Origin of the sequence: Ensifer sp., from assembly GCF_035999135.1 — a bacterium.
In the GTDB taxonomy this organism is placed as follows: domain Bacteria; phylum Pseudomonadota; class Alphaproteobacteria; order Rhizobiales; family Rhizobiaceae; genus Ensifer.
Genome location: NZ_DASYGZ010000228.1, coordinates 1 through 21,554 on the forward strand (window position 1 = coordinate 1; position 21,554 = coordinate 21,554).

Here is a 21,554-nt window from a genome sequence, read left to right on the forward strand (position 1 = left end):
CGAACATCCGGTGGTTCAAAAAGCTGCGGTTCCGAGAATAGTTGGTCACTCTGTTCTCCTCCTCCCTCAAGGGTGGTCAGCTTCGGAACGGTAGACGCCCGCTCGAGCACTCCTCCTCCTCAGGCTCGCGGGCATGGTTGGCCACAAGCCAGCCAGCAGGCGATGCCCCTGGCATCGCCTTAGTTTCGAAAGGCCGCCCGTCATGATAGACGAGGCGGCCTTTTCGTTTTTCCGATCTGGATTGTCACGGCAAGAAGTATCATCCCAGCCGAATCGATACGGTCGTGGGGTAGTTCGCTTGCCAAGCTTGACCTTCATACAGCTCAACGACAACTGGAACGCTGATCCGAACGTTCCGGCGGTGGAAGTTCACGCGGCAGGAAGCGTAATCCAGCTTTGCTTTCGGCTGGCTCATTGGGGGCATCCGGCACGCGAGGATGAGATCGGTTATCTCACGTTCGACGGATGCCAAGCCTGGCGGCTCGGAGCGACCAATGACGAGGGCTGGTTTCGCGGCCAATGCCGTTACAGCAGGCTCGCGCCCAAATGGGGTGAGTTTTACGAGTTGGTGGGCGACGATCCGCTCCGCGACCAGGTATCGGGCTGGCGCCCGGCACCGATACCGGAGCCGACGGACAGACATTTCCTATTCTATCTTCGCGACGACACTTTCGAGTGCCTTGCGCGGCATTGGTCGTTCGAGCGTGAGACGCCGACGGTGTTGATTGAGGATGTCGTGGCCGCGCAGGATTAGCGGCCGCGCCCTCACTTCTCCAGATGAATCGTCACCCAGCCGTTGCGCCAGATGGTGCGCACGTGGCGCAAATGCTGGCCGTTGTAGTGGGCGAGCACCTTCCAGCGCTGTTCGGCGAGAATGCCTGAGAGAATGACCGAGCCGCCGGGGGCGAGGTTGGCGACGAGCTGCGGCGCCATCTTCATCAGGGGCCGGGCGAGGATGTTGGCGATGATGAGATCGAACGGGCCGTTGCTGCTGAAGGCGGTCGAGTGGAAGCCGGGAGCCGTCGCAAAGGTCATGCCGGTGACGACGCCGTTGGCGCGGGCGTTGTCCTCGGCGACGCGGGTGGCGATCGGGTCGATGTCGGTGGCGAGCACCGGCACGTGCAGCAGCTTCCAGGCGGCAATCGCCAGCACGCCGCTGCCGGTGCCGAGGTCGAGCACGTTGCGGACGGTGCGGGTGCGGGCAACCGAGGCCAGCACTTCGAGGCAGCCGGCGGTGGTGCCGTGGTGGCCGGTTCCGAAGGCCTGGCCGGCATCGATCTCGATCGCGATCTCGCCGGTCTTGACCTTGTCGCGGTCATGGGAACCGTGCACGACGAAGCGGCCGGCGCGCACCGGCGCCAGGCCCTCGAGCGACTTGGCGATCCAGTCGATATCCGGCAGCACCTCACGCGTGATCGGCAGGTGGGCGAAGTCTTGCGCAAGCGCATCCACCAGGCGCTCGTTCACGCACTCCTCGTCGACCAGCATCATGTAGATCGAGGCTTCCCAGATGTCGCGTTTCTCGTCGACTTCCGTGGTGCCGATGGCGAAGTCCTCTTCGCCGAAGACCTCGCTCAGGCGATCGAGCACGGCTTCCGCCTGCTTCTCGGTGGTGCTGACGAAAAGTCTGATCTCGCTCAAGGCTCTGTCCTTCGGCTGGCAAATCCGCTGTCCGCATCAAACCGCAAGGGCGGCGCACCGGGCGGCGGCACTATTGCGCTGTGCGCTATCACGATTGCCCGCCAAAGGCAAAGCGCCGGGCAGGCCCGGCGCTCGCGATCGTCAATCGGTTTTGAAAGGCGCTCAGCCCTTGGTGAGGTTTTCCAGCTTCTTGACCGCCGTCTCCGGGTTTTCCTCGTAGGCGATCGTGCCGGAGAACTTGCCATCGGCGTCGAGCAGGAACACTGAGGCGGTGTGGTCCATGGTGTAGTCGCCATCGGGCTTGGCCGGATCGACGGGCACCTTCTTGGCGTAGACGCGGAAGCCCTTGACCATCTCCATCACCTTGTCGGCCGGGCCGGAAATGCCGGTGATGCGCTTGGAGACGTTGGAAACGTACTGGCCGAGGATTTCGGGCGTATCACGCTCGGGATCGACGGTGATGAAATAGGCCTGCAGCTTGTTGCCGTCCGGGTCGACCTTTTCCATCCAGCCGTTCAGTTCGAACAGCGTCGTCGGGCAGACTTCCGGGCAATGGGTAAAGCCGAAGAACAGCGCCGTCGGCTTGCCCGTGAACGCCTTCTCGGTGATTTCCTTGCCGTCCTGGGCAACCAGCGTGAAGGGTACTCCGAAGGGGCCGGAGGAGGCCACCTGCTTCGACTGGGTCATTTCATAGGTCAGCCAGCCCAGAATGCCCGCCATGGCGACGACGGCGGCCCAAAGGACGATGCGGATGGTTTTCATGCGTGCTACCGATGTTGTTGGGGCCAAAGACGGCCATGTCGGGTTGATCGCACGTTGATACCGCCTTAGCGCACCCCGCGCAAATGGGACAATTGCCGCAGGTTGCGCGAGAAAGCCCGCGTCGCGGACCGCCCATCATCCGGCCGGCGCGGAGCGAAATTTGCAGCGAGGCAGCGTCTCTCAGAGGCGATCGCGCTCTAAAGGCACCAGGAAAGCCCGGATTGGGCGAGGGCGAGGAACATCTCGGCGCCGTGTTCCATCCAGCCGCGGAAGGCGACAAGGAGGACGATCGCGATCCCGGCCGCAAGGCTTGCGGCGAGGGGAAGGCGGATCGAGCGCTGCGACTTTGTGTTCATGGAGACGATCATAACATCTCTCGCGCGGGAAGGGGAAGCCGGCCAGGTCATGCGGGGCGATCGGTGCGTGGTGCCGGACGGATGCCCGATGGCGGTAGACAACCCGCCCGACGCTCCGATGGATTGTGTCCGCAAAGCCCGGGAAAACCGGCGCTTGCAGCAAATATGCGCAATTTCGAAAATAAGGTGTTTTCACTGGGGATCCCCGCGCCGCCTTAGCGAATGTTTAAGGTCTGTTTGACAGTGTTTTTCCCGCGGGAGGAGTGCTGGCGCTCCGATGACATGACGTCATCCGGCTTGATCGGCCCCGGCTTTCCGCATCGATCGTAGGAGGATGCCGCGTCACGCGGGATCCCGTGACCATGGATTCCCATGACTTTCACATCTCACTCCTTGAAGCGCAATCTCTCCGTCAGCCAGCGGCTGGCGACGCTTGCCGGCGCCGCCTTCGTCGGTTTCGGCTCGGTGCTCGGGGTCGGGTGGTATGAAGGGCGACTGGCCAACGACGCGCTTGCGGGCGCGATCGCGGCGCAAAACGGGCTGACGACGGTCAACGAAATCCGCCTGTCGACGACCAATCTGGTGCTGAACGCCATGGACAGCATCATCGACCGCGAAGAAGGCGCCATCCAGCCGGCGCGGGCCGCCAGCATCGCCCAGATCCTGGCGATGCTCGAGACGAAGTCCGCCGATATCAAGGCGCTCGCCGGGCTTTTGGGCCAAGGCGACATGCTTTCCACTTTCGACGCCGATGTCGCAGAACTGCGCCAGGCGATCGGCACGGACCTGAAGGTGCTGATCGAGGGCAAGGCTTCGGCCGACGAATTCGGCAAGATCGACGATGCGATCGACGGCGCCGGGGAGCGGGTCGCGGCCGCGCTCACCAGCCTTTCCAGCGCCGCAAGCGGTCTGGTGCAGACGCGCGTTGCCGAGGCGCGGGCCGCGTCCGACCAGGCGTTCCAGCTGCAGCTCGCTTCCGGCCTGATCGCCATGGCGACGCTGCTCTATCTTCTCTGGTTCCATGGCAGCACGCTGCGCCGTGGCATCCTCGCCTTGCGCGACGGCATGAAGCGGATCCAGAACGGCGAGCTTTCCACCAGGCTCGAAGCGCTCGAGCGGGGCGACGAGATCGGCGCCATGGCGCGCTCGGTCGACCTGTTCCGTCTTTCTGCGATCGAAAAGCAGTCGCTCGAACAGAGTGCTGCCCATAGCCGCCGCGAGATCGAGAAGGAGCGGGAGCAGCAACAGAGCGAGCGCGAGGAAGCGGTGCGCCGCATCCAGACGGCGATCGACAATCTCGGCCGCGCCCTGACCCAGCTTGCCGACGGCGACCTTGCGGTTGCCATCGACCGGCCGTTCGACGGCAATCTCGATCAGCTCCGGCAGAACTTCAACCAGACGGTCGAGCGGCTGCGCGTGGTGCTTTCGAGCGTCAAGGACAATGCGCTTTCGATCGAATCCAACGGTCGCCAGATGCGCGCCGCCGCCGACGATCTTGCCCGCCGCACCGAACGGCAGGCGGCATCGCTGGAGCAGACCTCGGCCGCACTCGACCAAATTACCGTGACCGTCCGCACCGCGACCGAGCGCGCCGAAGAGGCAAGCCGCATGGTCGACGAGACCCGCACCAATGCGGAGGAATCGGGCCGCATCGTCGGCGAGGCGATCTCCGCCATGGCGCGCATCGAGGGCGCCTCGAACGAGATCGGCAAGATCATCAACGTCATCGACGAGATCGCGTTCCAGACCAACCTTCTGGCGCTCAACGCCGGCGTGGAAGCAGCGCGCGCGGGCGAGGCGGGCAAGGGTTTTGCCGTGGTGGCGCAGGAAGTGCGGGAACTCGCGCAGCGCGCAGCCGGTGCGGCCAAGGACATCAAGGCGCTCGTCAGCCGTTCCGGCAACGAGGTCGGCGCCGGCGTCAAGCTGGTGCGGGCAACGGGCGAGGCGCTCGGTCGGATCGGCGCCGATGTCGTGAGAATCAACGAGCACATGACGTCGATCGTCATGGCGGCGCGCGAACAGTCGACCGGTCTTGGCGAGATCAGCACCGCCGTCGGCCAGCTCGACCAGATGACGCAGCAGAACGCCGCCATGGTCGAGCAGACCAATGCGTCGAGCCACACGCTGGCGCAGGACGCCGAACGCCTGACCGGGCTTGTCGGCCAGTTCCGCGAAGGACATTCGATGCCGCGCACCATGCCGGGCCATGGGTCGGCGCCCGTGGCGCCCGTGACGCCGAGCACCAAGGCGGCCGCTTCGCCGCAGGTCCGAGCGCCTGTCGCGCAGCCCGCGCAACGACCAGCTGCGAAAGGCACCGGCGAGGCCGTGCCGCTGCGCAAGATCGGCGCCGCCAAGATGGCCTCGTTTCCAACTCCATCCCCCGCCAAGGCCCTGATGGGCAAGCTTGCGGGCGCATTCGGCAACAAACCGGGCTCGGTGCCGTCGACGACGGCCTCCGGTGAGAACTGGGAAGAATTCTGATCATGACCAACGCAATCAAGCAGTCCGGCGCCTATCTCGAAATCGTCTCGTTCCACCTCGGCGACCAGGAATTCTGCATCGACATCATGGCGATCCGCGAAATTCGCGGCTGGGCGCCGGTCACCCCGATGCCGCACACGCCGCCCTACGTGCTCGGCCTCATCAACCTGCGCGGCGCGGTGATCCCGGTCATCGACATGGCTGCCCGTCTCGGCATGAAGATGACCGAGCCTTCCGAGCGCTCGGCGATCATCGTCACCGATATCGCCGGCAAGCTCGTCGGCCTGCTGGTCGAGCAGGTCTCCGACATGATGACCATCAAGAGCGAGGCCCTGCAGCCGGCGCCGGAGATCATCCCCGAGGCCCAGCGCGCCTTCTGCCGCGGCATCGTCGCGCTCGAAAAGACGATGGTGTGCTTCCTCAACCTCGACACGGTCATTGCCGACGAGCTGGCGCAGGCCGCCTGAAGCCTCTCGTTTCGGATCTGACGAAGCCCCGGTGAACCGTCACCGGGGCTTCTTTGCGTCTGAGGACTTACCTTGAGGCGTCCTGAGGGCTTGGGATCAGTTGTCGCGCGGTACTGGTCCCGAACGGTCAAGTTAAACTTCGGCAATGAACTTCACGCTTGGGCGATGCCATTGTGACAAAACGTCAAGTGGCTGGGCGGGTTACTTGTACTACTTTACCGGTGTTGCCGGGTGCCCGAACGGAGGCCGGGTGCCAGGTATTCCTGCATGGTTTCGTTGATCGGAGCCGATCAAGGGACAAAGACATGCAGGCGTTCAAAGCTCTACAGCGACCCTTGCGCGCCCGATAAGACGCGCGGCGCCGTAGCAACCGGAGTTAAACCTATGACAATCTCTGCAAGGAAACTCATCGCCGCGCTCTCCGTCACGATGGTCATGGCTTCGCCGGCCCTGGCAGACAGCTACTACCAGGGCATCGACGTCAACAATCCTCCCGGAACGCAGAACACGCACAAGGCGATGCCGACGATGAAGCGGCCGTCCGCAACCGTCGACACGATGTCCACGGGCAGCATCAGCAGAACGTCCGCTCCGACCCCGGTCTATCGTGAGCGCAATCCCTATGGTGGATACCAGGGTGGCGATGGCGACTACTACCAGGGCATCGTCCCGCCGACGAACTACTGAAGGATCCGGCCCTCAAGGTGAGAGCCCTGAGGGCGAAAAGAGCGGGGAACGAACGGACCTCCCGCCGGCCTCATTCCTCGTTACGCTCTGACAAGGCTTTGGAAGCGCCCACGAAGGGGCGGGCGCTTCACCTCTCAAAGTCGCCGCGCACGCCGATAGCGGCGGAAGCAATTTTCTCTATTGCGGCTTGCCGCTTTGCCAGGTGACGGTCTGGCCATAGAGCGGAATGGTGGTGATCGACATCTTCGCAGAGCCGTCCGTCAGTTCCCGCGAATGGGCGAGATAGATCAGCGTGTCGTTCTTGCGGTCGTAGATCCGCGTGACCAGCAGGTTCTTCCAGACGAGCGACAGCCCGGCGCGAAAGACTTCCTCTCCCCCCTTCGACAGATCGATGTCGCCCACTTCGATCGGGCCGGTCTGGCGGCAGGAGATCGAGTTGTTCGACGGATCCTCGAACCAGTTGCCGTTCTTCAGCCGGTCGATGACGCTGCGGTCGAAATAGGTCACGTGACAGGTGACGCCCTTGATCTTGGGGTCGCTGACGGCATCGATCATGATGTCGTTTCCAAGCCAGTCGACGCCCACTTCGCCGACCGTCTGCGCGCGGGCGGGCAGGGTGGCGGCCGCCAAGGCGAGGCTGGCCAGAAAGGCGGCACGAAAAGCACGCAGCATGAAGTATCCCTCCGGCGGCGGTGCCGGCCTCACCGGGCGCACAGCCGCTCTTCACATTGAAACGCCGCTTGCCTGTCACGATCCGGCGGTGCCGGAAGCTTCGGACGGGCAGCGAGGATCAGATAGGTTTGGGACACGGCTTTGCAAGGCGGACCTTGCGCGACAGGCCCTAGCCTGTCTCGCGCAGCAACTGCGGCTCAGGGATGCGGGTATCGGCCGCGCGCATCTGCGCGGCTGCGGCGGCGAGCACACGCGTGCTTGCATCCGGCTGGAAGCGTCCGGCAATGGTGCAGCGGTCGCGCCCCTCGGCCTTTGCGTCGTAGAGCGCCATGTCGGCCCGGATCATGACGTCGCTGATCGTATCGCCGGCAACTGCTTCGGCAAGGCCGATGCTGACCGTCAGCCGGATCGGCCGATCGGATCGGCCGATCGGCGTGTCGCGCACCGTGCGGCCGATTTCTTCGGCGAGCGCAAAGGCGGAATCCTCGGAATGATTGGGAAGGACGATGCCGAATTCTTCGCCGCCGATGCGTCCGATCGTGCCGCGCCCGCCGAGACAGGTGGCGACGGTGCCGGCGAAATGGCCAAGGGCCGCGTCGCCGACGGCATGGCCGTAGCGATCGTTGATCTGCTTGAAGTAGTCGAGGTCGAGCAACAGGAAGGAGGCCGGTCTCTGGCGCGCGAAGCTGGTATTGAGCGTGCGCTGCCCGAGATCGAGAAGGGCGCGGCGCGACAGCACGCCGGTCAGTTCGTCGCGCGCGATCGCGCTCTTCAGATCGGTGATCACCCGGTTCTGGATCATCAGGATCACGCCGAGAAAAAGCGCTGGCAGATAGAAGTACCGCATGGCCGCGCAGGCGATGTCCCAGGTCATTGGCTCGAGTGGAAGGGCGTAGGCGTCATGGGCGGCCGGCGACAGCATGGTGACGGCAAGCAGCGCCGAACAGCCGACCGCGGCCAAGGCGATCACCACCAGGCGCTCGACGGGGCCCGGGGCCCGGCGGCGGTGCTGCGAGCAGACGGCGATGTTGAGCAGGAAGGCGGCGACGATACCGGTCGCCGAGAGCGCGTGCAGCGTCAGGTCGTTGGCGCCGAAGGCGGCGAGCAGCACGGCAAAGACCGCCATCGCCGCGGCGACGACGAGCAATGTGGACATGCGCCGCGAAACATCGAGGGCGCGATGGAATCCTGAAAGCACGAACAGGCAGGCGCCCGCAAGCGAGACCACCCCGACCGGAAACAGAAGCTGAAGCGCCGGCCATTCGGCCAGCATCAGAAACAGCGTCGCGGCGCTCGCGACGGCACAGGCGACGGCAAAGTCGGTGCCGCCTTCGACCATCGAGGCGCGCAGCGAAATCAGGACCGGGAGCATCGCCAGAAGGGCAATGATGGATATGACAGGGAGAAAGCTCATTTCGAAACGGCCTGTCGTGCTAAAATCAACAAAGGCGGCTTGCGTCTCAGCCAGATATGCAAGCGCAATTGGTAGCGATGGCACCTTAACGAAACCCGGCTAAATCCGTTGCAATTTTAGCGATTGGTCGGGATTGGCACGGTTGTTCACAACGCGGTCCCGGCACCTGAGGCGCGGCGGATTTTCGGGGCCGGTCGCCGGGTTGGGCGGATCTCGCGAGCGCGGGCCGATGGGTGCGGATTTGCCGGATCGGAGGTCCGCGCCAGGGCAGACATGAACCCCGGATCAAAGGCGGGCGGGCGCAGCCCTTGCCCGGTTCGCGGCGCGCAACGATCGGTCCCTTGTGGCGTTGTCTCAGGTCGACAGCTCGAGCAAACCTTCTTGGAGGAGCGCCGGTGTTTACGGGGGTGCGGATATTCAGGGACAGGGCGGACGCCGGGCGGCAGCTCGCCCGGGAGATCGCGCGGCAAGACATGCGTGATCCCCTTGTCATGGCGCTGCCGCGCGGCGGCGTTCCAGTCGGCTACGAGATCGCCGTTCACATCGGTGCGCCGCTTGAAATCCTGATCGTGCGCAAGATCGGTGCGCCGGGACATCTGGAGTTCGGGCTTGGCGCACTGGTCGATGGCGAGGAACCGCAACTGGTGCTCAATGATGAGGCGATCCGTTTGGTGCAGCCGCCGGCCGGCTATATCGAGGCGGAGACGGAGCGCCAGCGGGTCGAGATCCTGCGCCGCCGCGCCCTCTACCTGGGCGATCGCGCGCCCATATCTGCGAAGGATCGCGACGTCGTTCTCGTCGATGACGGCATCGCCACGGGCGGGACCGTGCGGGCGGCGATCAGGGCACTTCGTCCGATGGGCGCACGCCGCATCCTGCTCGCCGTGCCGGTCGCCCCGAAAAGCGAGCTTGTCGCGCTCAGGAATTCCGTCGACCGCATCGTTTGCCTCGCCACCCCCTTCGCCTTCCGCGCCGTCGGCCTGCACTATCACGACTTCGAACAGACGAGCGACGAGGAGGTGATCGCGTTGCTCGGCAAGGCGGCGCGCAAGGCGCCCGATACTCACATCTGACGCCGACATCCGCCGCGAGATTTATGTGCTCTTCGCCCGCGGATACCGCTTGCCACGTAAGGGGAATCAATCAATTGTTGAGATGGAATGCGAATACTCGTGTGTAAGTAGTTCTTGTTAGGCGCGTCGAAGGGGAGCGGCATGTCGTTTAAGGAGCAGGTTACAGAACTTTCGAAACGCGCCGTTTCCGCGCAGACGATCGCACTTACAGAAGAGGCGACCAAGAACGCGCTGGTGATGCCCTTCTTGCGAACACTCGGTTTCGACGTGTTCGACCCAACCCAGATCATTCCGGAGTTCGTCGCGGATGTCGGGCTGAAGAAGGGTGAAAAGGTCGATTATGCCGTGAAGATAGACGGCAAGATCCGCTACATTCTCGAAGCGAAAGCGGTCAGTGCCAATTTGTCAGATGCGCAGTACAGCCAGCTTTACCGCTATTTCTCGACGACGGATTGTTCCATCGCAATTCTGACCAATGGGATCCAGATCTGGTTTTTCACGGACCTCGACGCTCCCAACAAGCTTGATGTAAATCCGTTCTTCAAGTTCGATTTGTTTGACTACGACGAAAATGACCTGCGTGAGCTGGAGAAGTTTCACAAGGATCGCTTTTCGATTGAAGACATCAAGAGCTCGGCCAATGCGCTCAAGCGCATGAAGGCCGCGATCAGCTGTATCGAGGCGCAATTCAGCGAGCCGGATGACGAGTTCGTGCGGCTGATCTCGAAGAACATCTATGATGGCAAGTTGACCGCCGCGGTCGTCACCGAGTTCAAGCCGATCATCAAACGCGCATTTGACGATCTCGTGAGACAGAAGATCCAGCGTCGGCTGACGGCCGCCTTCAATGACAGCGTCAGCATTCCGCCCGCAAGCGGCGTGAGCGAAAACGCGTCCAGCGATCTCACCGAAGAGAGCGGCGTTGAGACGACCCAAGACGAACTGGACGGCTTCAACATCGTCCGCGCGATCGGCGCGGAGTTCGCGGATATTTCGCGAATAGTGATGCGAGATCAGAAGAGTTACTGCGCCATCAACTTCGATGACAACAACAGGAAGCCGATCATGCGGCTGCATTTCAATTCGAAGACCAGATACCTGACGATCTTTGACGCTGACAAGAACGGTACTCGCTTCGACGTTGATCGGGTGACCGATATCTACAAGGCCAAGGGGGAGATCCAGGCTGTGATCCAGGCCTACGCCAGGAACGGCGCCGCTTGACGGTCCCGAACAAAATATAATCTCGGCCCCCGCACCCTGCTTCTTGCGCCTTGGCGAGGCGCGCTCCACATTCCTGCCGCGCGATAACGGTGGGAGCGGCTGCCTAAGGGGGTAGCCTGAGGAGGTTGAATGGCCGCGAAGATGGAAATCGGCAGGACGCTTGAGGATTATTGCCGGCCCGAGCGGATGGCGCTCGTCGTCTACGACATGCAGGTGGGGATCACCAATCAGGTTAAGAACGGTCCGGCGGTCCTTGCCGAAGTGCTGAAGGTGCTGGAGGCGGCGCGGGCAGGCGGGTTTCCAGTGATTTTCCTCCGGCATCTGTCGATGCCGAAGCCGCTGATGGGGGCGTTCCAGACCCGCCAGGCGATGGCCTGGCAGCGGACGGACGATCCGGACGCGGTCCATCCCTGGTTCCTGCGCGGCTCGCCGGGTTTCGAGCTTGTTCCGGAACTTGCCCCTCGCGAGAACGAAGCGATCCTCGACAAGATCACGTTTTCGGCCTTCGAGGGCACGCCGCTTGCCATGATCCTGCGCGACCTCGGGCTCACCTCCTTTGCCATCTGCGGCATCGCCACCGAGATCGGAATCGATCCGACCGTGCGCCACGCGACCGACCTCGGCCTGGTGCCGATCGTCGTGCGCGACGCCTGTGGGGCAGGCCACCACGAGGCCGGCGAACGTTCCATGGACAACATCGTCTTCATGGGCGATGCGATCATGACCGACGTTCAGGCCATCACCACGGCGATGACCAAGCGGTAAGACTGATCAAGCTATTCCTTCGACTTTATCGTGTTTCAGGATCCTTCAATGACCGACAAACTTCTCATCCGCCCGATTGCCAAGACCGACTACGAGCAGTGGCTGCCGCTCTGGGACGGCTACAACGCCTTTTACGGCCGCTCGGGCGAAACCGCGCTTGATCCCGCAATCACCGCCATGACCTGGTCGCGCTTCTTCGACGCCTACGAGCCGGTGCATGCGCTGGTGGCGGAAAACGAGGGGCGACTGATCGGGCTCACCCACTATCTCTTCCACCGCAGCACGACGATGATCCAGCCGAACTGCTACCTGCAGGACCTCTTCACCAATGCGGAAGCGCGCGGCAAGGGTGTCGGGCGGGCGCTGATCGAGGGCGTCTACGAGGCGGCACGCGCCGTCGGCGCGCCGCGTGTCTACTGGATGACGCACGAGACAAACGAAACGGCGATGACGCTCTACGACAAGGTAGCGGAGAAGTCGGGGTTTCTGGTGTATCGCAAGGTGGTTTGAGGAGGGCAGGCAGCGCCTGCCCAGGTCTCACGCCTTCTCCACAAACCCGTCCAAGACCCGCTTCTGGCCGGCGCGGTCGAAGTCGATGGTGAGCTTGTTGCCTTCGATCGCGGCGATGTTGCCGTTGCCGAACTTCATGTGGAAGACGCGGTCGCCGACCGAAAAGCGCGAGGGTTCCGTCGCCGTCGATTTCGCCACCAGCTCGCCGTCGATGGTGCGGCCGCGCGGGCCGCTTTCGCCGTAGCCGATGCGCTCGACCGCGTGGCCGGAGCGGGTGCCCCAGTTGTCGCGGGTGGCGTCGGAGCGGTGCTGCTGCGCCCGCTTCCAGCCCGGCGTCGAGTAGGTGTTCTGGAACGGATCGGCCTTGTCGAAGCGCGACTGGCCGTAGCCGCCGCGGCCGTAACCGCCGTAGGACTGCTCGTTTTCGGCGACGTCCACATGGGCTGATGGAAGCTCGTCGAGGAAGCGCGACGGCATGGTCGACTGCCAGAGGCCGTGGATGCGGCGGTTGGAGACGAACCAGATGTGGCAGCGGTGCTTGGCGCGGGTAATGCCGACATAGGCCAGGCGACGCTCTTCCTCGAGGCCGGAGCGGCCGCCTTCGTCAAGCGCGCGCTGATGCGGGAACAGGCCTTCCTCCCAGCCGGGCAGGAACACGGTGTCGAACTCCAGGCCCTTGGCCGAGTGCAGCGTCATGATCGAGACGGCGTCGAGGTTCTCGTTCTGCTCGGCATCCATGACCAGCGCCACGTGTTCGAGGAAGCCACGCAGGCTCTCGAAAGCTTCCATCGAGCGGATGAGTTCCTTCAGGTTTTCGAGCCGTCCCGGGGCTTCGGCCGACTTGTCGGCCTTCCACATGTCGGTATAGCCGCTTTCCTCAAGGATCTGCTCGGCAAGCTCGGTGTGCACCGTGGTCTCGAGCAGCGTCTGCCAGCGGCGGAAATCGGTGACGACGTCAAACAGCGCCTTGCGCGCCTTCGGCTTAAGCTCGTCGGTCTCGATGATCTCGGAGGCGGCAGCCAGCATGGGCACGTTACGGGCGCGCGCATAGTCGTGCAGCGTGCGCACGGTGGTGTCGCCAAGGCCGCGCTTCGGCGTGTTGATGATCCGCTCGAACGCCAAATCGTCGGCCGGCTGGCAGACGAGGCGGAAATAGGCCATGGCATCGCGGATTTCGAGCCGCTCGTAGAAGCGCGGGCCGCCGATGACGCGGTAGTTGAGGCCAAGCGTGACGAAGCGGTCTTCGAACTCGCGCATCTGGAACGAGGCGCGCACCAGGATCGCCATGTCGTTCAATTTGTGCTTCTGGCGCTGCAGCTGCTCGATTTCCTCGCCGACGGCGCGGGCTTCCTCTTCCGAATCCCAGGCGGCGTGCACCTTGACCTTCTCGTCATCCGGATCGGTGCGGTCGGTAAACAGCGTCTTGCCGAGGCGGCCCTCATTATGGGCGATCAGGTGGCCGGCAGCGCCCAGAATATGTTCGGTCGAGCGATAGTTGCGCTCGAGCTTGATTACCTTGGCGCCCGGGAAATCCTTCTCGAAGCGCAGGATGTTGTCCACTTCCGCGCCGCGCCAGCCATAGATCGACTGGTCGTCGTCGCCGACACAGCAGACGTTCTGCGGCACACCCTTCGGGCGCTGGGCCAAGAGCCGCAGCCACATGTACTGCGCCGTGTTGGTGTCCTGGTACTCGTCGACGAGGATGTAGCGGAACTTGTCGTGGTAATCCTTCAGCACGTCGGCATGGGTGCGGAAGATGCGGATCGGATGCAGCAGCAGGTCGCCGAAGTCGCAGGCGTTCAGCGTCAAGAGCCGGTTCTGGTAGGCGGCGTAGAGTTCGCGGCCCTTGCCGTTGGCAAAGGCGCGGGCGTCGCCCTCGGGGATCTGGGCGGGGTCGAGGCCCTTGTTCTTCCAGCCGTCGATCATGCCGGCGAACTGCTTGGCCGGCCAGCGCTTGTCGTCGATGCCCTCGGCCTGGATGAGCTGCTTGATCAACCGCACCACATCGTCGGTGTCGAGAATGGTGAAATCGGAGCGCAGGCCCACCAGTTCGGCATGGCGGCGGAGCAGCTTGACGCCGATCGAGTGGAAGGTGCCGAGCCAGGGCATGCCTTCGACCGCGTGGCCGACGAGCACGCCGATGCGCTCCTTCATCTCGCGCGCCGCCTTGTTGGTGAAGGTCACTGCGAGCATCTGCGAGGGGAAGGCGCGCCCGGTCGAAAGGATATGGGCGATGCGGGTCGTCAGCACCCGGGTCTTGCCGGTGCCGGCACCGGCGAGAACCAGCACGGGCCCATCCAGCGTCTCGACGGCTTCGGCCTGTTCCGGGTTGAGGCCTGAGAGATAGTCCGGGCGCGGCTGGGCGCGGTCGCGCGCGGCCATCGCGCGCGCGGCGATGCCGCCGGCAGCTGAAACACCTGCGGGGGCTGGCTGCTGCTTGCGCGGCGCCGGCTCCTCGTCGAAGAAGGGAATGTCGTCGAAACCACTCATCATGCGGCTCAATGTAGTGATTCGGTGTGGAAAGGCCAGAAAGGATGTTCTTCTTTTATTCCGTTTTCTGCACGAGCCGCACCAAGCCTGTGGAAAGACAGGCGATTTCGAGACCGCTTATTTTGGCGGCTGTTTCGCTTGTCGCATGTCGCAAGCGCAAAACCGCTTCACACGTTTGCGCGACAGGTTTTACCCAGCCGTCTTGTCGAAAACCGGATCGACAGGCACCTGAAGCGCCGTCGCAAGCTGGTTGGTCCGGGCGGCAAGCGAGATGATGCGCAGGAGATCGGCATGCTCGGCATCGCTCATGCCCTTGGCCTTTGCCGCCGCCGTATGGGAATGGGCGCAGTAGCCGCAGCCATTGGTGACGGAAACGGCGATGTAGAGCATTTCCTTGACCAGCGGGTCGAGCGCCGAGGGCGTCGCCATCACCGCCTTCACGTCGCGCCAGGTCTGGTCCAGCAATTCCGGATCGAAGGCGAGCCACAGCCACATGTTGTTGATGAAATCGGACTTGCGGGTGGCGCGGATGTCGTCGAACACGGCCTTGACGCGGGGATCGGCTTCAGGGTCCTGGGGCGGGGATACGGTGCTCATGGGGCTCCTTCGCTGTTGTGCCTCGGCGGTCGCTTGATCAGACGACGATAGCCGACGTCGCGGCGATTGCCAGCGTTGCGTTTGCGGCCGCCTTCGTCGGGCGCTCAGTTGGGGATTTCGTTGCAGGGCTGAATGTTCGAGCCGAATGGTCCGGTTGTAAACAGCACGCCCTTGCTCGAGCCCTGATAGGCGTTGCCGTTTTGCGTGACGATGAAGACCCTGCGGCCGCAAAAGCCCGTCGGCCGCGCGGCAACCTCGCGTGTCTGGCCGCTGGCATTGGTGACGGTTTTGGGATTGCAGGCCCCATAGGGCGTGTCGGCCATGCGAACGGTTGCTGTCGAGGCGCGGCTGAGCGGCGCGGAACTGCCGGGCGGGAACGTACCCGACGCCGTGCCTGCCGCCGCGACCGTCGATTGGGTGATCTGAAAATCTCCGGTGCTGTCGTCATAGCGGCAGCGCTTGATCGCCCAGATCCACACGGCAATGTCGCGCACGCCGCTCTCGGGATCCTCGGCTGACGCTGCGATGGTCAGAGGTGCCAGATCGGGAACGCTTCGGCGGCGGTTGCAGCAACTGCTGTCGTTGAAGACCGGATCGGGGTTGCCGTGGTCATCCAGGATGCCGGTGATTTCGAGTTTTGTGGTGGGGCCGGTCGTGTCGTCCGCCTGGACAGTCACGGTTTGGCACCCCGCAAGAACCGATGCCGCAGAGACGAGCGCGAGTGTCAGGCAGAAGGCATGCAGCACCATGACGAACCCCCGTCATTGCCTGTACCGGTGCTGAAGATACTCCCGAAGACTTTCTGCCGCAAACGGCGCGCCGGCAGCGCCTTGCGGGCGCCACCAGTTGATCTGCCTCACTACGCCTCGACGCGGGGCCCGTCGTTCGCGTCCGGCGACACTGCCTCAGGCAAGCGCAAAGACGCGGGCCGGGCCGCCCGTGCCGCCGCGGTGCTTCGGTGCGCCGAGAATGAGGGTTGCGCCTTTGACCGGCAGCCTGTCGAGATTGGCGGCGGCCTCCAGCCCCCAGCGACCCTCCGGCAGCCAGGCATAATGGGTGGCGAAATCGGGCGAGGGGCCGTGGTCGAGCGACAGCGTGTCGACGGCGATGCCGGCCGCCTTGCTCTCCTCGATGAGATACTTCGCCGCCTCTACGTGGAAGCCGGGGAAATGCAGCTTGCCCGCGCCATCGGCGTTGCGGAACTTGTCCGTGCCCATATGGGCGCCCCAGCCCGACAGCATGGCGACGCAGGCGTTTTCGGGGATCTCGCCGTTGGCTGAGACCCAGGCCTTGAGATCGTCGGGCGTCACCTGCGCATCGGCGTCGGCGGCAGCCTTCTTGCGGATATCGACGATCACCAGCGGCACGACGAGCTTTTCGACCGGCAGTTCGGCCACTGAAAGACCATCGGCGGAAAAGTGCAGCGGCGCATCGACATGGGTGCCGGTGTGTTCGTTCACCCGCAGCTCGAACATGTTGAACTTGTCCTTGGCGTAGCTGAACTTCTCCTCGCGGAAGAACTGCTGCTGGCCGAAGAAGGTCGGAAAATCCTCGTGCAGTTCGTGCGTCAGATCGGTGACGCTGCCGTGTCCCTGCGCCAGGGCCGGCAGCGCGATCCCAACGCCGACGGCGGCAAGGCCGGCGGTTCCGACCGCGGCTGATTTGAAGAAGCTGCGACGCGACAGCATGCGCTCCTTCACCGTTTCCATCACACAGGCATTGCACATCGTCTTGCTTCTCCCCGAGAGACCTGAAATGCACCTTGCAAAGCGGCCGGACGCCGCTGCCGACGGTTGCAGGATAGCGCAGTCCTCGCGGCTGTAAACGGCAATTGTCTATTGAAACAGTATGGAACGCATCGGCGCGCGCAATCGCGAAGACGTCATCATGCCGCCAACAAAATCGCTTTTATTACAATTGCGTAATGATGGTATTCTGTCATTGCCCCGACACGCGCGAACAGGGATACTCCGCGCAATCGGAACGAACCGCCGGCCGCGCCGCGCTGGGGCGTGTTTTATGCATTATTCGGAGACTTGAATGCGGGTTTGGAAACAGCTTGCGGTGAGCGCCGCTGTGCTTCTCGTGGGCGCAGCCGTCTGGGTGCGGTTCGTGCCCGGCGCCGGTGAGACGCTTGCCGCCATCGGGGTCTCGCACCCGCTGATCGACGCCTTGTCCAAGCCCGGCGCCGATGGCGGCGCGGGTGGCGAGCGCGGCAACGGCCGCGGGCAGGGCGGCAACAACGCCATCCTCGTCATGGTCCGGCCTTCTGGTACATCCGTCGTCAACGACCGGCTGAACGCGATCGGCAACGGCGAGGCGATCCACTCCGTTACCGTGACGCCGACGGCCACCGGCAACCTCACCGAAATTCTCGTCCGCTCCGGCGAAAAGGTGGCTCAGGGCCAGGTGATCGCCCGGCTCGACAGCGACGACCAGAAGATCGCCGCCGACCAGGCGCGGCTGACGCGCGACAGCGCGCGTGAAAAGGTCGAGCGCTACCGCAATCTGAGCACGGCGCGGGCGGTGTCGGCGGTGGATGTCCGCGACGCCGAGATCGCCATGCAGACGGCGGAGCTGGCGCTGAAGACCGCCGAGCTCGACCTCAGGCGCCGCGACATCGTCGCCCCCTCCAAGGGCGTCGTCGGCATCATCACCGTCAATGTCGGCGATTATGTCACGACCACGACGCCGATTGCCGTCGTCGACGACCGCTCGGAAATTCTGGTCGATTTCTGGGTGCCGGAGCGTTTTGCCAACAAGATCAGCGTCGATCAGCCGGTCACGGCCTTTGCGATCGCCCAGCCGGCAAACCAGCTCGACGGCGCGATCCACGCGATCGACAACCGCCTCGACCAGGCGAGCCGGACGCTCAGGGTGCGCGCGCGGCTCGAAAACCCCGACGACAAGCTGCGCGCCGGCATGTCCTTCTCGGTGACCGTTGCGTTTGATGGCGACACCTATCCGACCGTCGATCCGCTGGCGATCCAGTGGAGTTCGGAAGGCTCCTATATCTGGCGCGTTTCCGGCGACAAGAGCGAGAAGGTGCCGGTGAAGATCATCCAGCGCAATCCCGACAAGGTGCTGGTCGATGCAGCGCTTTCGGAAGGCGACGAGATCGTCACCGAGGGCGTACAGCGCCTGCGTGACGGTGGCGACGTGCGCATCGCCGGCCGCGAGCAAAAAAGCAAGGAAGCGCCGCAGAAGGTTGCGGAGGAATCCAAGTGAACGGCGGCGACAGTCAGGGGAGCGGCCACGGTAGCGGCGGCCACCACGGGGGAGGCGGCGACAAGATGTCGGCCCGCGAGCGTGGCAAGACCGGCTTTACCGCACTCTTCATCCGCCGGCCGATCTTTGCGCTGGTCGTCAACACGCTGATCGTCGTTGCCGGCCTTGCGGCCTGGAACGGCATCGAAATCCGCGAACTGCCGCAGGTCGACCAGCCGGTCATTTCGGTGACGACCACGCTCGATGGCGCCGCGCCTGAGACGATGGACCGCGAGGTGACCTCGGTGGTCGAGGGCGCCGTCTCGCGCGTCCAGGGCATCCGCGACATCTCCTCGACCTCGTCCTTCGGCCGCAGCCGCGTGACGCTGCAGTTTTCCGACACGACCGACATCGGCCAGGCCTCCAACGACATTCGCGACGCGCTCGGCCGGGTGCGCAACCAGCTGCCCGACAATGTCGACGAGCCGAGCATCGTGAAAGCCGATGCCGACAGCCAGCCGATCATGCGCCTGGCGCTCACCTCCGACACGATGTCGATGGAAGACATGACGCTGCTCGTCGAAAACGAGATCAGCGACCGGCTGGCCGCCGTCGAGGGCGTGGCCGACGTCGCCGTCTATGGCGACCAGGAAAAGATTTTCCGCATCGACCTCGACCAGGCGAAGCTTGCCGGGCGCGGGGTAACGGTGGCAAACCTCAGGACGGCACTTGCCAACGCCTCCTACGACGTGCCGGCCGGCAAGCTGACCAGCGCCAGCCAGGACATTTCTGTGCGCGCCACGGCCGACCTGCAGACGCCCGAGCAGTTCGAAAACCTGATCCTCGTCAACAATGTGCGCCTGCGCGACGTTGCAACCGTCACGCTCGGTCCGGATACCGGCACGACGGCGCTGCGCTCCAACGGCCGGCAGGGTATCGGCCTTGGCATCGTGCGCCAGGCGCAGTCCAACACCGTCGATATTTCTGAAGGCGTGCGCAAGGTCGTCGAGACGATCCAGACGCAGATCCTGCCCGAGGGAACGCAGCTTCGGATCACCAGCGACGATGCCGTCTTCATCAACGGCGCCATCCACGAAGTGGAGATCGCGCTGATCGTCGCCGTCTTCATCGTGACGCTCGTCATCTACATGTTCCTGCTCGACTGGCGCGCGACGCTGATCCCGACGATCTCGATGCCGATCGCGCTGATCGGCACGGTGGCGGCGATCTACATGGCGGGCTTCTCGATCAACATCCTGACGCTGCTGGCGATCGTGCTTGCGACCGGGCTCGTGGTCGACGACGCAATCGTGGTGCTCGAAAACATCGTGCGACGGCGCGCCGAGGGCCTCGGCCCACGCGCGGCGGCCGTGCACGGCACGCTCGAAGTGTTCTTCGCGGTGCTGGCAACGACCGCGACGCTTGCCGCCGTCTTCGTGCCGCTCTCGTTCCTGCCGGGCCAGACCGGCGGCCTTTTCCGCGAATTCGGCTTCGTGCTCGCCTTCGCGATCCTCTTGTCCTCCTTCGTGTCGCTGACGCTCTGCCCGATGCTCGCCTCGCGCATGCTGACCAAGGAGACCCATTCTGTCCCCGGACCAATGGCGCGGTTTGGCGCGCGGGCGGCCGGGTTTTACCGGGTGACGCTGCGCGCCTGCCTCAATTCGCCGCTGATCGTCTTCGTCGTTGCAGGGTTCTTCACCGCCATGGGGGCGGCCGGCTTCCTGACGCTGAAATCGGAGCTGACGCCGACCGAAGACCGCTCGCAGATCATGATGCGCATCAACGCGCCACAGGGTGTTTCGCTCGAATATGCCCAGGCGCAGATGCGCCGGATCGAGGACGGCCTGCAGCCGCTGGTGAAATCCGGCGAGATCGACAACATCTTCTCGATCTCCGGGCAGGGCGGTTCGGTCAACAGCGGTTTCATGGTGCTGACACTCGCGCCCTGGGACAAGCGTGACCGTAGCCAGCAGCAGATCGTCACCGACATCAACAAGGTCATGGGGCGCATTCCGTCGGTGCGCGTCTTTGCGATGCAGCCGAACAGCCTGGGCATTCGCGGCGCCGGCAGCGGCCTGCAGGTGGCCCTCGTCGGCAACGACTACAACAAACTCGGCGATGCCGCGGCAAAGCTCGTGCGCCAGATGGAAGACACCGGCCGCTTTGAAAACGTGCGCCTCAACTACGAGGCCAACCAGGCGCAGCTGTCGATCACCATCGATCGCGAGCGCGCCTCCGACATGGGTGTCGATATCGGCGGCCTTGCCTGGGCGCTGCAGGCCATGCTCGACGGCAACAGCGTCGTCGACGTCTATGTCGACGGCGAATCCTATCCGGTGAAGCTGCTCTCCTCGACCAATCCGGTCAACGACCCGACCGACCTGCAAAACATCTTCCTCAAGGCCGGCGACGGCAAGATCGTGCCGATGTCGACGATCGCCAGCGTCGAGGAGATGGCGGTTGCGCCGCAGCTGTCGCGGGAATCGCAGCTTCGCGCCGTGTCGCTGTCGGCCGGTCTCAAATCCGACCTCGCGCTCGGTGAAGCCTTGACCATGGTCGAGCAGATGGCAGAGCCGTTGCTTCCGCCGGGCTCGCGCATCATGCCGCTTGCCGAAGCCGCGACGCTCAATGAGAACGCCAACGGCCTGTTCGTCACCTTCGGCTTCGCGCTGGTCATCATCTTCCTGGTGCTCGCGGCTCAGTTCGAGAGCTTCGTCAGCGGCCTGATCATCATGTCGACGGTGCCGCTGGGGCTTGCCTGTGCGGTCTTTGCGATGATCATGACCGGCAACACGCTCAACATCTACAGCCAGATCGGCCTCGTCATGCTCGTCGGCATCATGGCGAAGAACGGCATCTTGATCGTCGAATTCGCCAACCAGCTGCGCGATCGCGGCCAGGACGTGCGCTCGGCGATCGAGAACGCCGCCAACATTCGCCTGCGTCCAGTCATGATGACGATGATCGCCACCATCGTCGGCGCGGTGCCGCTGGTGCTGGCGAGCGGCGCCGGTGCCGAAGCGCGCATCGCGCTCGGCTGGGTGCTGGTCGGCGGTCTTGGTCTGGCTGTGATCGTCACCCTCTACCTGACGCCGGTCGCCTATCTCGTGATTGCCCGCTTCACCAAGCCGCATGCGGACGAGGAGCGCAAGCTGCACGAGGAAATGGACGCGGCGGCGGCGCTCGAGGTGCGCTGAGGCCGGACGGG

19 protein-coding genes are annotated in these 21,554 nt (G+C 64.0%); 10 read left to right on the top strand and 9 right to left on the bottom strand.

Annotated features, from left to right (window positions below; all coding sequences use genetic code 11):
- Positions 1-298: 298 nt before the first annotated feature.
- Positions 299-754 carry a hypothetical protein gene (locus tag VGO12_RS30200; RefSeq protein WP_327516423.1) on the top strand — a complete coding sequence of 152 codons (456 nt, stop codon included), beginning with the start codon at positions 299-301 and terminating at the stop codon, positions 752-754.
- Positions 755-765: 11 nt separating this feature from the next.
- Here VGO12_RS30200 and VGO12_RS30205 read toward each other — a convergent pair whose 3' ends face one another.
- The 3 genes from VGO12_RS30205 to VGO12_RS30215 form a co-directional block, all read right to left on the bottom strand.
- On the bottom strand, positions 766-1,641 hold the full coding sequence (locus VGO12_RS30205) for a 50S ribosomal protein L11 methyltransferase (RefSeq protein WP_327516424.1): 876 nt from the start codon (positions 1,639-1,641) through the stop codon (positions 766-768).
- Positions 1,642-1,803: 162 nt separating this feature from the next.
- The gene (locus VGO12_RS30210; protein WP_327516425.1) at positions 1,804-2,403 is read right to left on the bottom strand and encodes an SCO family protein; all 600 of its coding nucleotides are present in this window, start codon (positions 2,401-2,403) and stop codon (positions 1,804-1,806) included.
- 197 nt (positions 2,404-2,600) lie between these two features.
- Positions 2,601-2,759, bottom strand: a complete 159-nt coding sequence (locus VGO12_RS30215; protein WP_327516426.1) for a hypothetical protein — start codon at positions 2,757-2,759, stop codon at positions 2,601-2,603.
- Between the two features lie 372 nt (positions 2,760-3,131).
- Here VGO12_RS30215 and VGO12_RS30220 point away from each other — a divergent pair, with 372 nt between their 5' ends.
- The 3 genes from VGO12_RS30220 to VGO12_RS30230 all read left to right on the top strand — a co-directional run bounded on the left by VGO12_RS30220 (position 3,132) and on the right by VGO12_RS30230 (position 6,394).
- On the top strand, positions 3,132-5,240 hold the full coding sequence (locus tag VGO12_RS30220; RefSeq protein WP_327516427.1) for a methyl-accepting chemotaxis protein: 2,109 nt from the start codon (positions 3,132-3,134) through the stop codon (positions 5,238-5,240).
- A 2-nt stretch (positions 5,241-5,242) separates the two neighbouring features.
- Positions 5,243-5,707: a chemotaxis protein CheW gene (locus VGO12_RS30225; protein ID WP_113540693.1), complete on the top strand. Its 465-nt coding sequence runs from the start codon at positions 5,243-5,245 to the stop codon at positions 5,705-5,707.
- A gap of 384 nt (positions 5,708-6,091) precedes the next feature.
- Positions 6,092-6,394, top strand: a complete 303-nt coding sequence (locus VGO12_RS30230) for a hypothetical protein (protein ID WP_327516428.1) — start codon at positions 6,092-6,094, stop codon at positions 6,392-6,394.
- Between the two features lie 177 nt (positions 6,395-6,571).
- Here VGO12_RS30230 and VGO12_RS30235 read toward each other — a convergent pair whose 3' ends face one another.
- Both VGO12_RS30235 and VGO12_RS30240 read right to left on the bottom strand, forming a co-directional pair.
- The gene (locus tag VGO12_RS30235) at positions 6,572-7,066 is read right to left on the bottom strand and encodes a CreA family protein (protein ID WP_327516429.1); all 495 of its coding nucleotides are present in this window, start codon (positions 7,064-7,066) and stop codon (positions 6,572-6,574) included.
- Positions 7,067-7,235: 169 nt separating this feature from the next.
- Complete coding sequence (locus VGO12_RS30240) at positions 7,236-8,480, bottom strand: GGDEF domain-containing protein (protein ID WP_327516430.1); 1,245 nt, start codon at positions 8,478-8,480, stop codon at positions 7,236-7,238.
- Positions 8,481-8,875: 395 nt separating this feature from the next.
- Between VGO12_RS30240 and VGO12_RS30245 the strand changes: the two genes are divergently transcribed.
- The 4 genes from VGO12_RS30245 (at position 8,876) to VGO12_RS30260 (ending at position 12,052) form a co-directional block, all read left to right on the top strand.
- The gene (locus VGO12_RS30245) at positions 8,876-9,553 is read left to right on the top strand and encodes a phosphoribosyltransferase (protein ID WP_327516431.1); all 678 of its coding nucleotides are present in this window, start codon (positions 8,876-8,878) and stop codon (positions 9,551-9,553) included.
- Between the two features lie 141 nt (positions 9,554-9,694).
- Positions 9,695-10,777, top strand: coding sequence for a type I restriction endonuclease (locus tag VGO12_RS30250; protein ID WP_327516432.1), 1,083 nt, complete (start codon positions 9,695-9,697; stop codon positions 10,775-10,777).
- Between the two features lie 129 nt (positions 10,778-10,906).
- On the top strand, positions 10,907-11,542 hold the full coding sequence (locus tag VGO12_RS30255; protein ID WP_327516433.1) for a cysteine hydrolase: 636 nt from the start codon (positions 10,907-10,909) through the stop codon (positions 11,540-11,542).
- Positions 11,543-11,590: 48 nt separating this feature from the next.
- Positions 11,591-12,052 carry a GNAT family N-acetyltransferase gene (locus tag VGO12_RS30260; RefSeq protein WP_327516434.1) on the top strand — a complete coding sequence of 154 codons (462 nt, stop codon included), beginning with the start codon at positions 11,591-11,593 and terminating at the stop codon, positions 12,050-12,052.
- A 27-nt stretch (positions 12,053-12,079) separates the two neighbouring features.
- Here the strand turns inward: VGO12_RS30260 and VGO12_RS30265 are convergent, their stop codons facing one another.
- The 4 genes from VGO12_RS30265 to VGO12_RS30280 all read right to left on the bottom strand — a co-directional run bounded on the left by VGO12_RS30265 (position 12,080) and on the right by VGO12_RS30280 (position 16,866).
- Positions 12,080-14,545: an ATP-dependent helicase gene (locus VGO12_RS30265; RefSeq protein ID WP_327516435.1), complete on the bottom strand. Its 2,466-nt coding sequence runs from the start codon at positions 14,543-14,545 to the stop codon at positions 12,080-12,082.
- Between the two features lie 186 nt (positions 14,546-14,731).
- Positions 14,732-15,139: a carboxymuconolactone decarboxylase family protein gene (locus VGO12_RS30270; RefSeq protein WP_327516436.1), complete on the bottom strand. Its 408-nt coding sequence runs from the start codon at positions 15,137-15,139 to the stop codon at positions 14,732-14,734.
- Positions 15,140-15,243: 104 nt separating this feature from the next.
- On the bottom strand, positions 15,244-15,888 hold the full coding sequence (locus VGO12_RS30275; RefSeq protein ID WP_327516437.1) for a hypothetical protein: 645 nt from the start codon (positions 15,886-15,888) through the stop codon (positions 15,244-15,246).
- A 156-nt stretch (positions 15,889-16,044) separates the two neighbouring features.
- Positions 16,045-16,866: a cyclase family protein gene (locus tag VGO12_RS30280; RefSeq protein WP_327516438.1), complete on the bottom strand. Its 822-nt coding sequence runs from the start codon at positions 16,864-16,866 to the stop codon at positions 16,045-16,047.
- Between the two features lie 313 nt (positions 16,867-17,179).
- On the opposite strand from VGO12_RS30280, the gene VGO12_RS30285 reads away from it, so the two are divergent.
- Positions 17,180-18,367, top strand: coding sequence for an efflux RND transporter periplasmic adaptor subunit (locus VGO12_RS30285; protein ID WP_327516439.1), 1,188 nt, complete (start codon positions 17,180-17,182; stop codon positions 18,365-18,367).
- A 65-nt stretch (positions 18,368-18,432) separates the two neighbouring features.
- Positions 18,433-21,543 (top strand): efflux RND transporter permease subunit, encoded by a 3,111-nt coding sequence (locus VGO12_RS30290; protein ID WP_327516446.1) that lies wholly within the window; start codon positions 18,433-18,435, stop codon positions 21,541-21,543.
- The last annotated feature ends 11 nt before the right edge of the window (positions 21,544-21,554 follow it).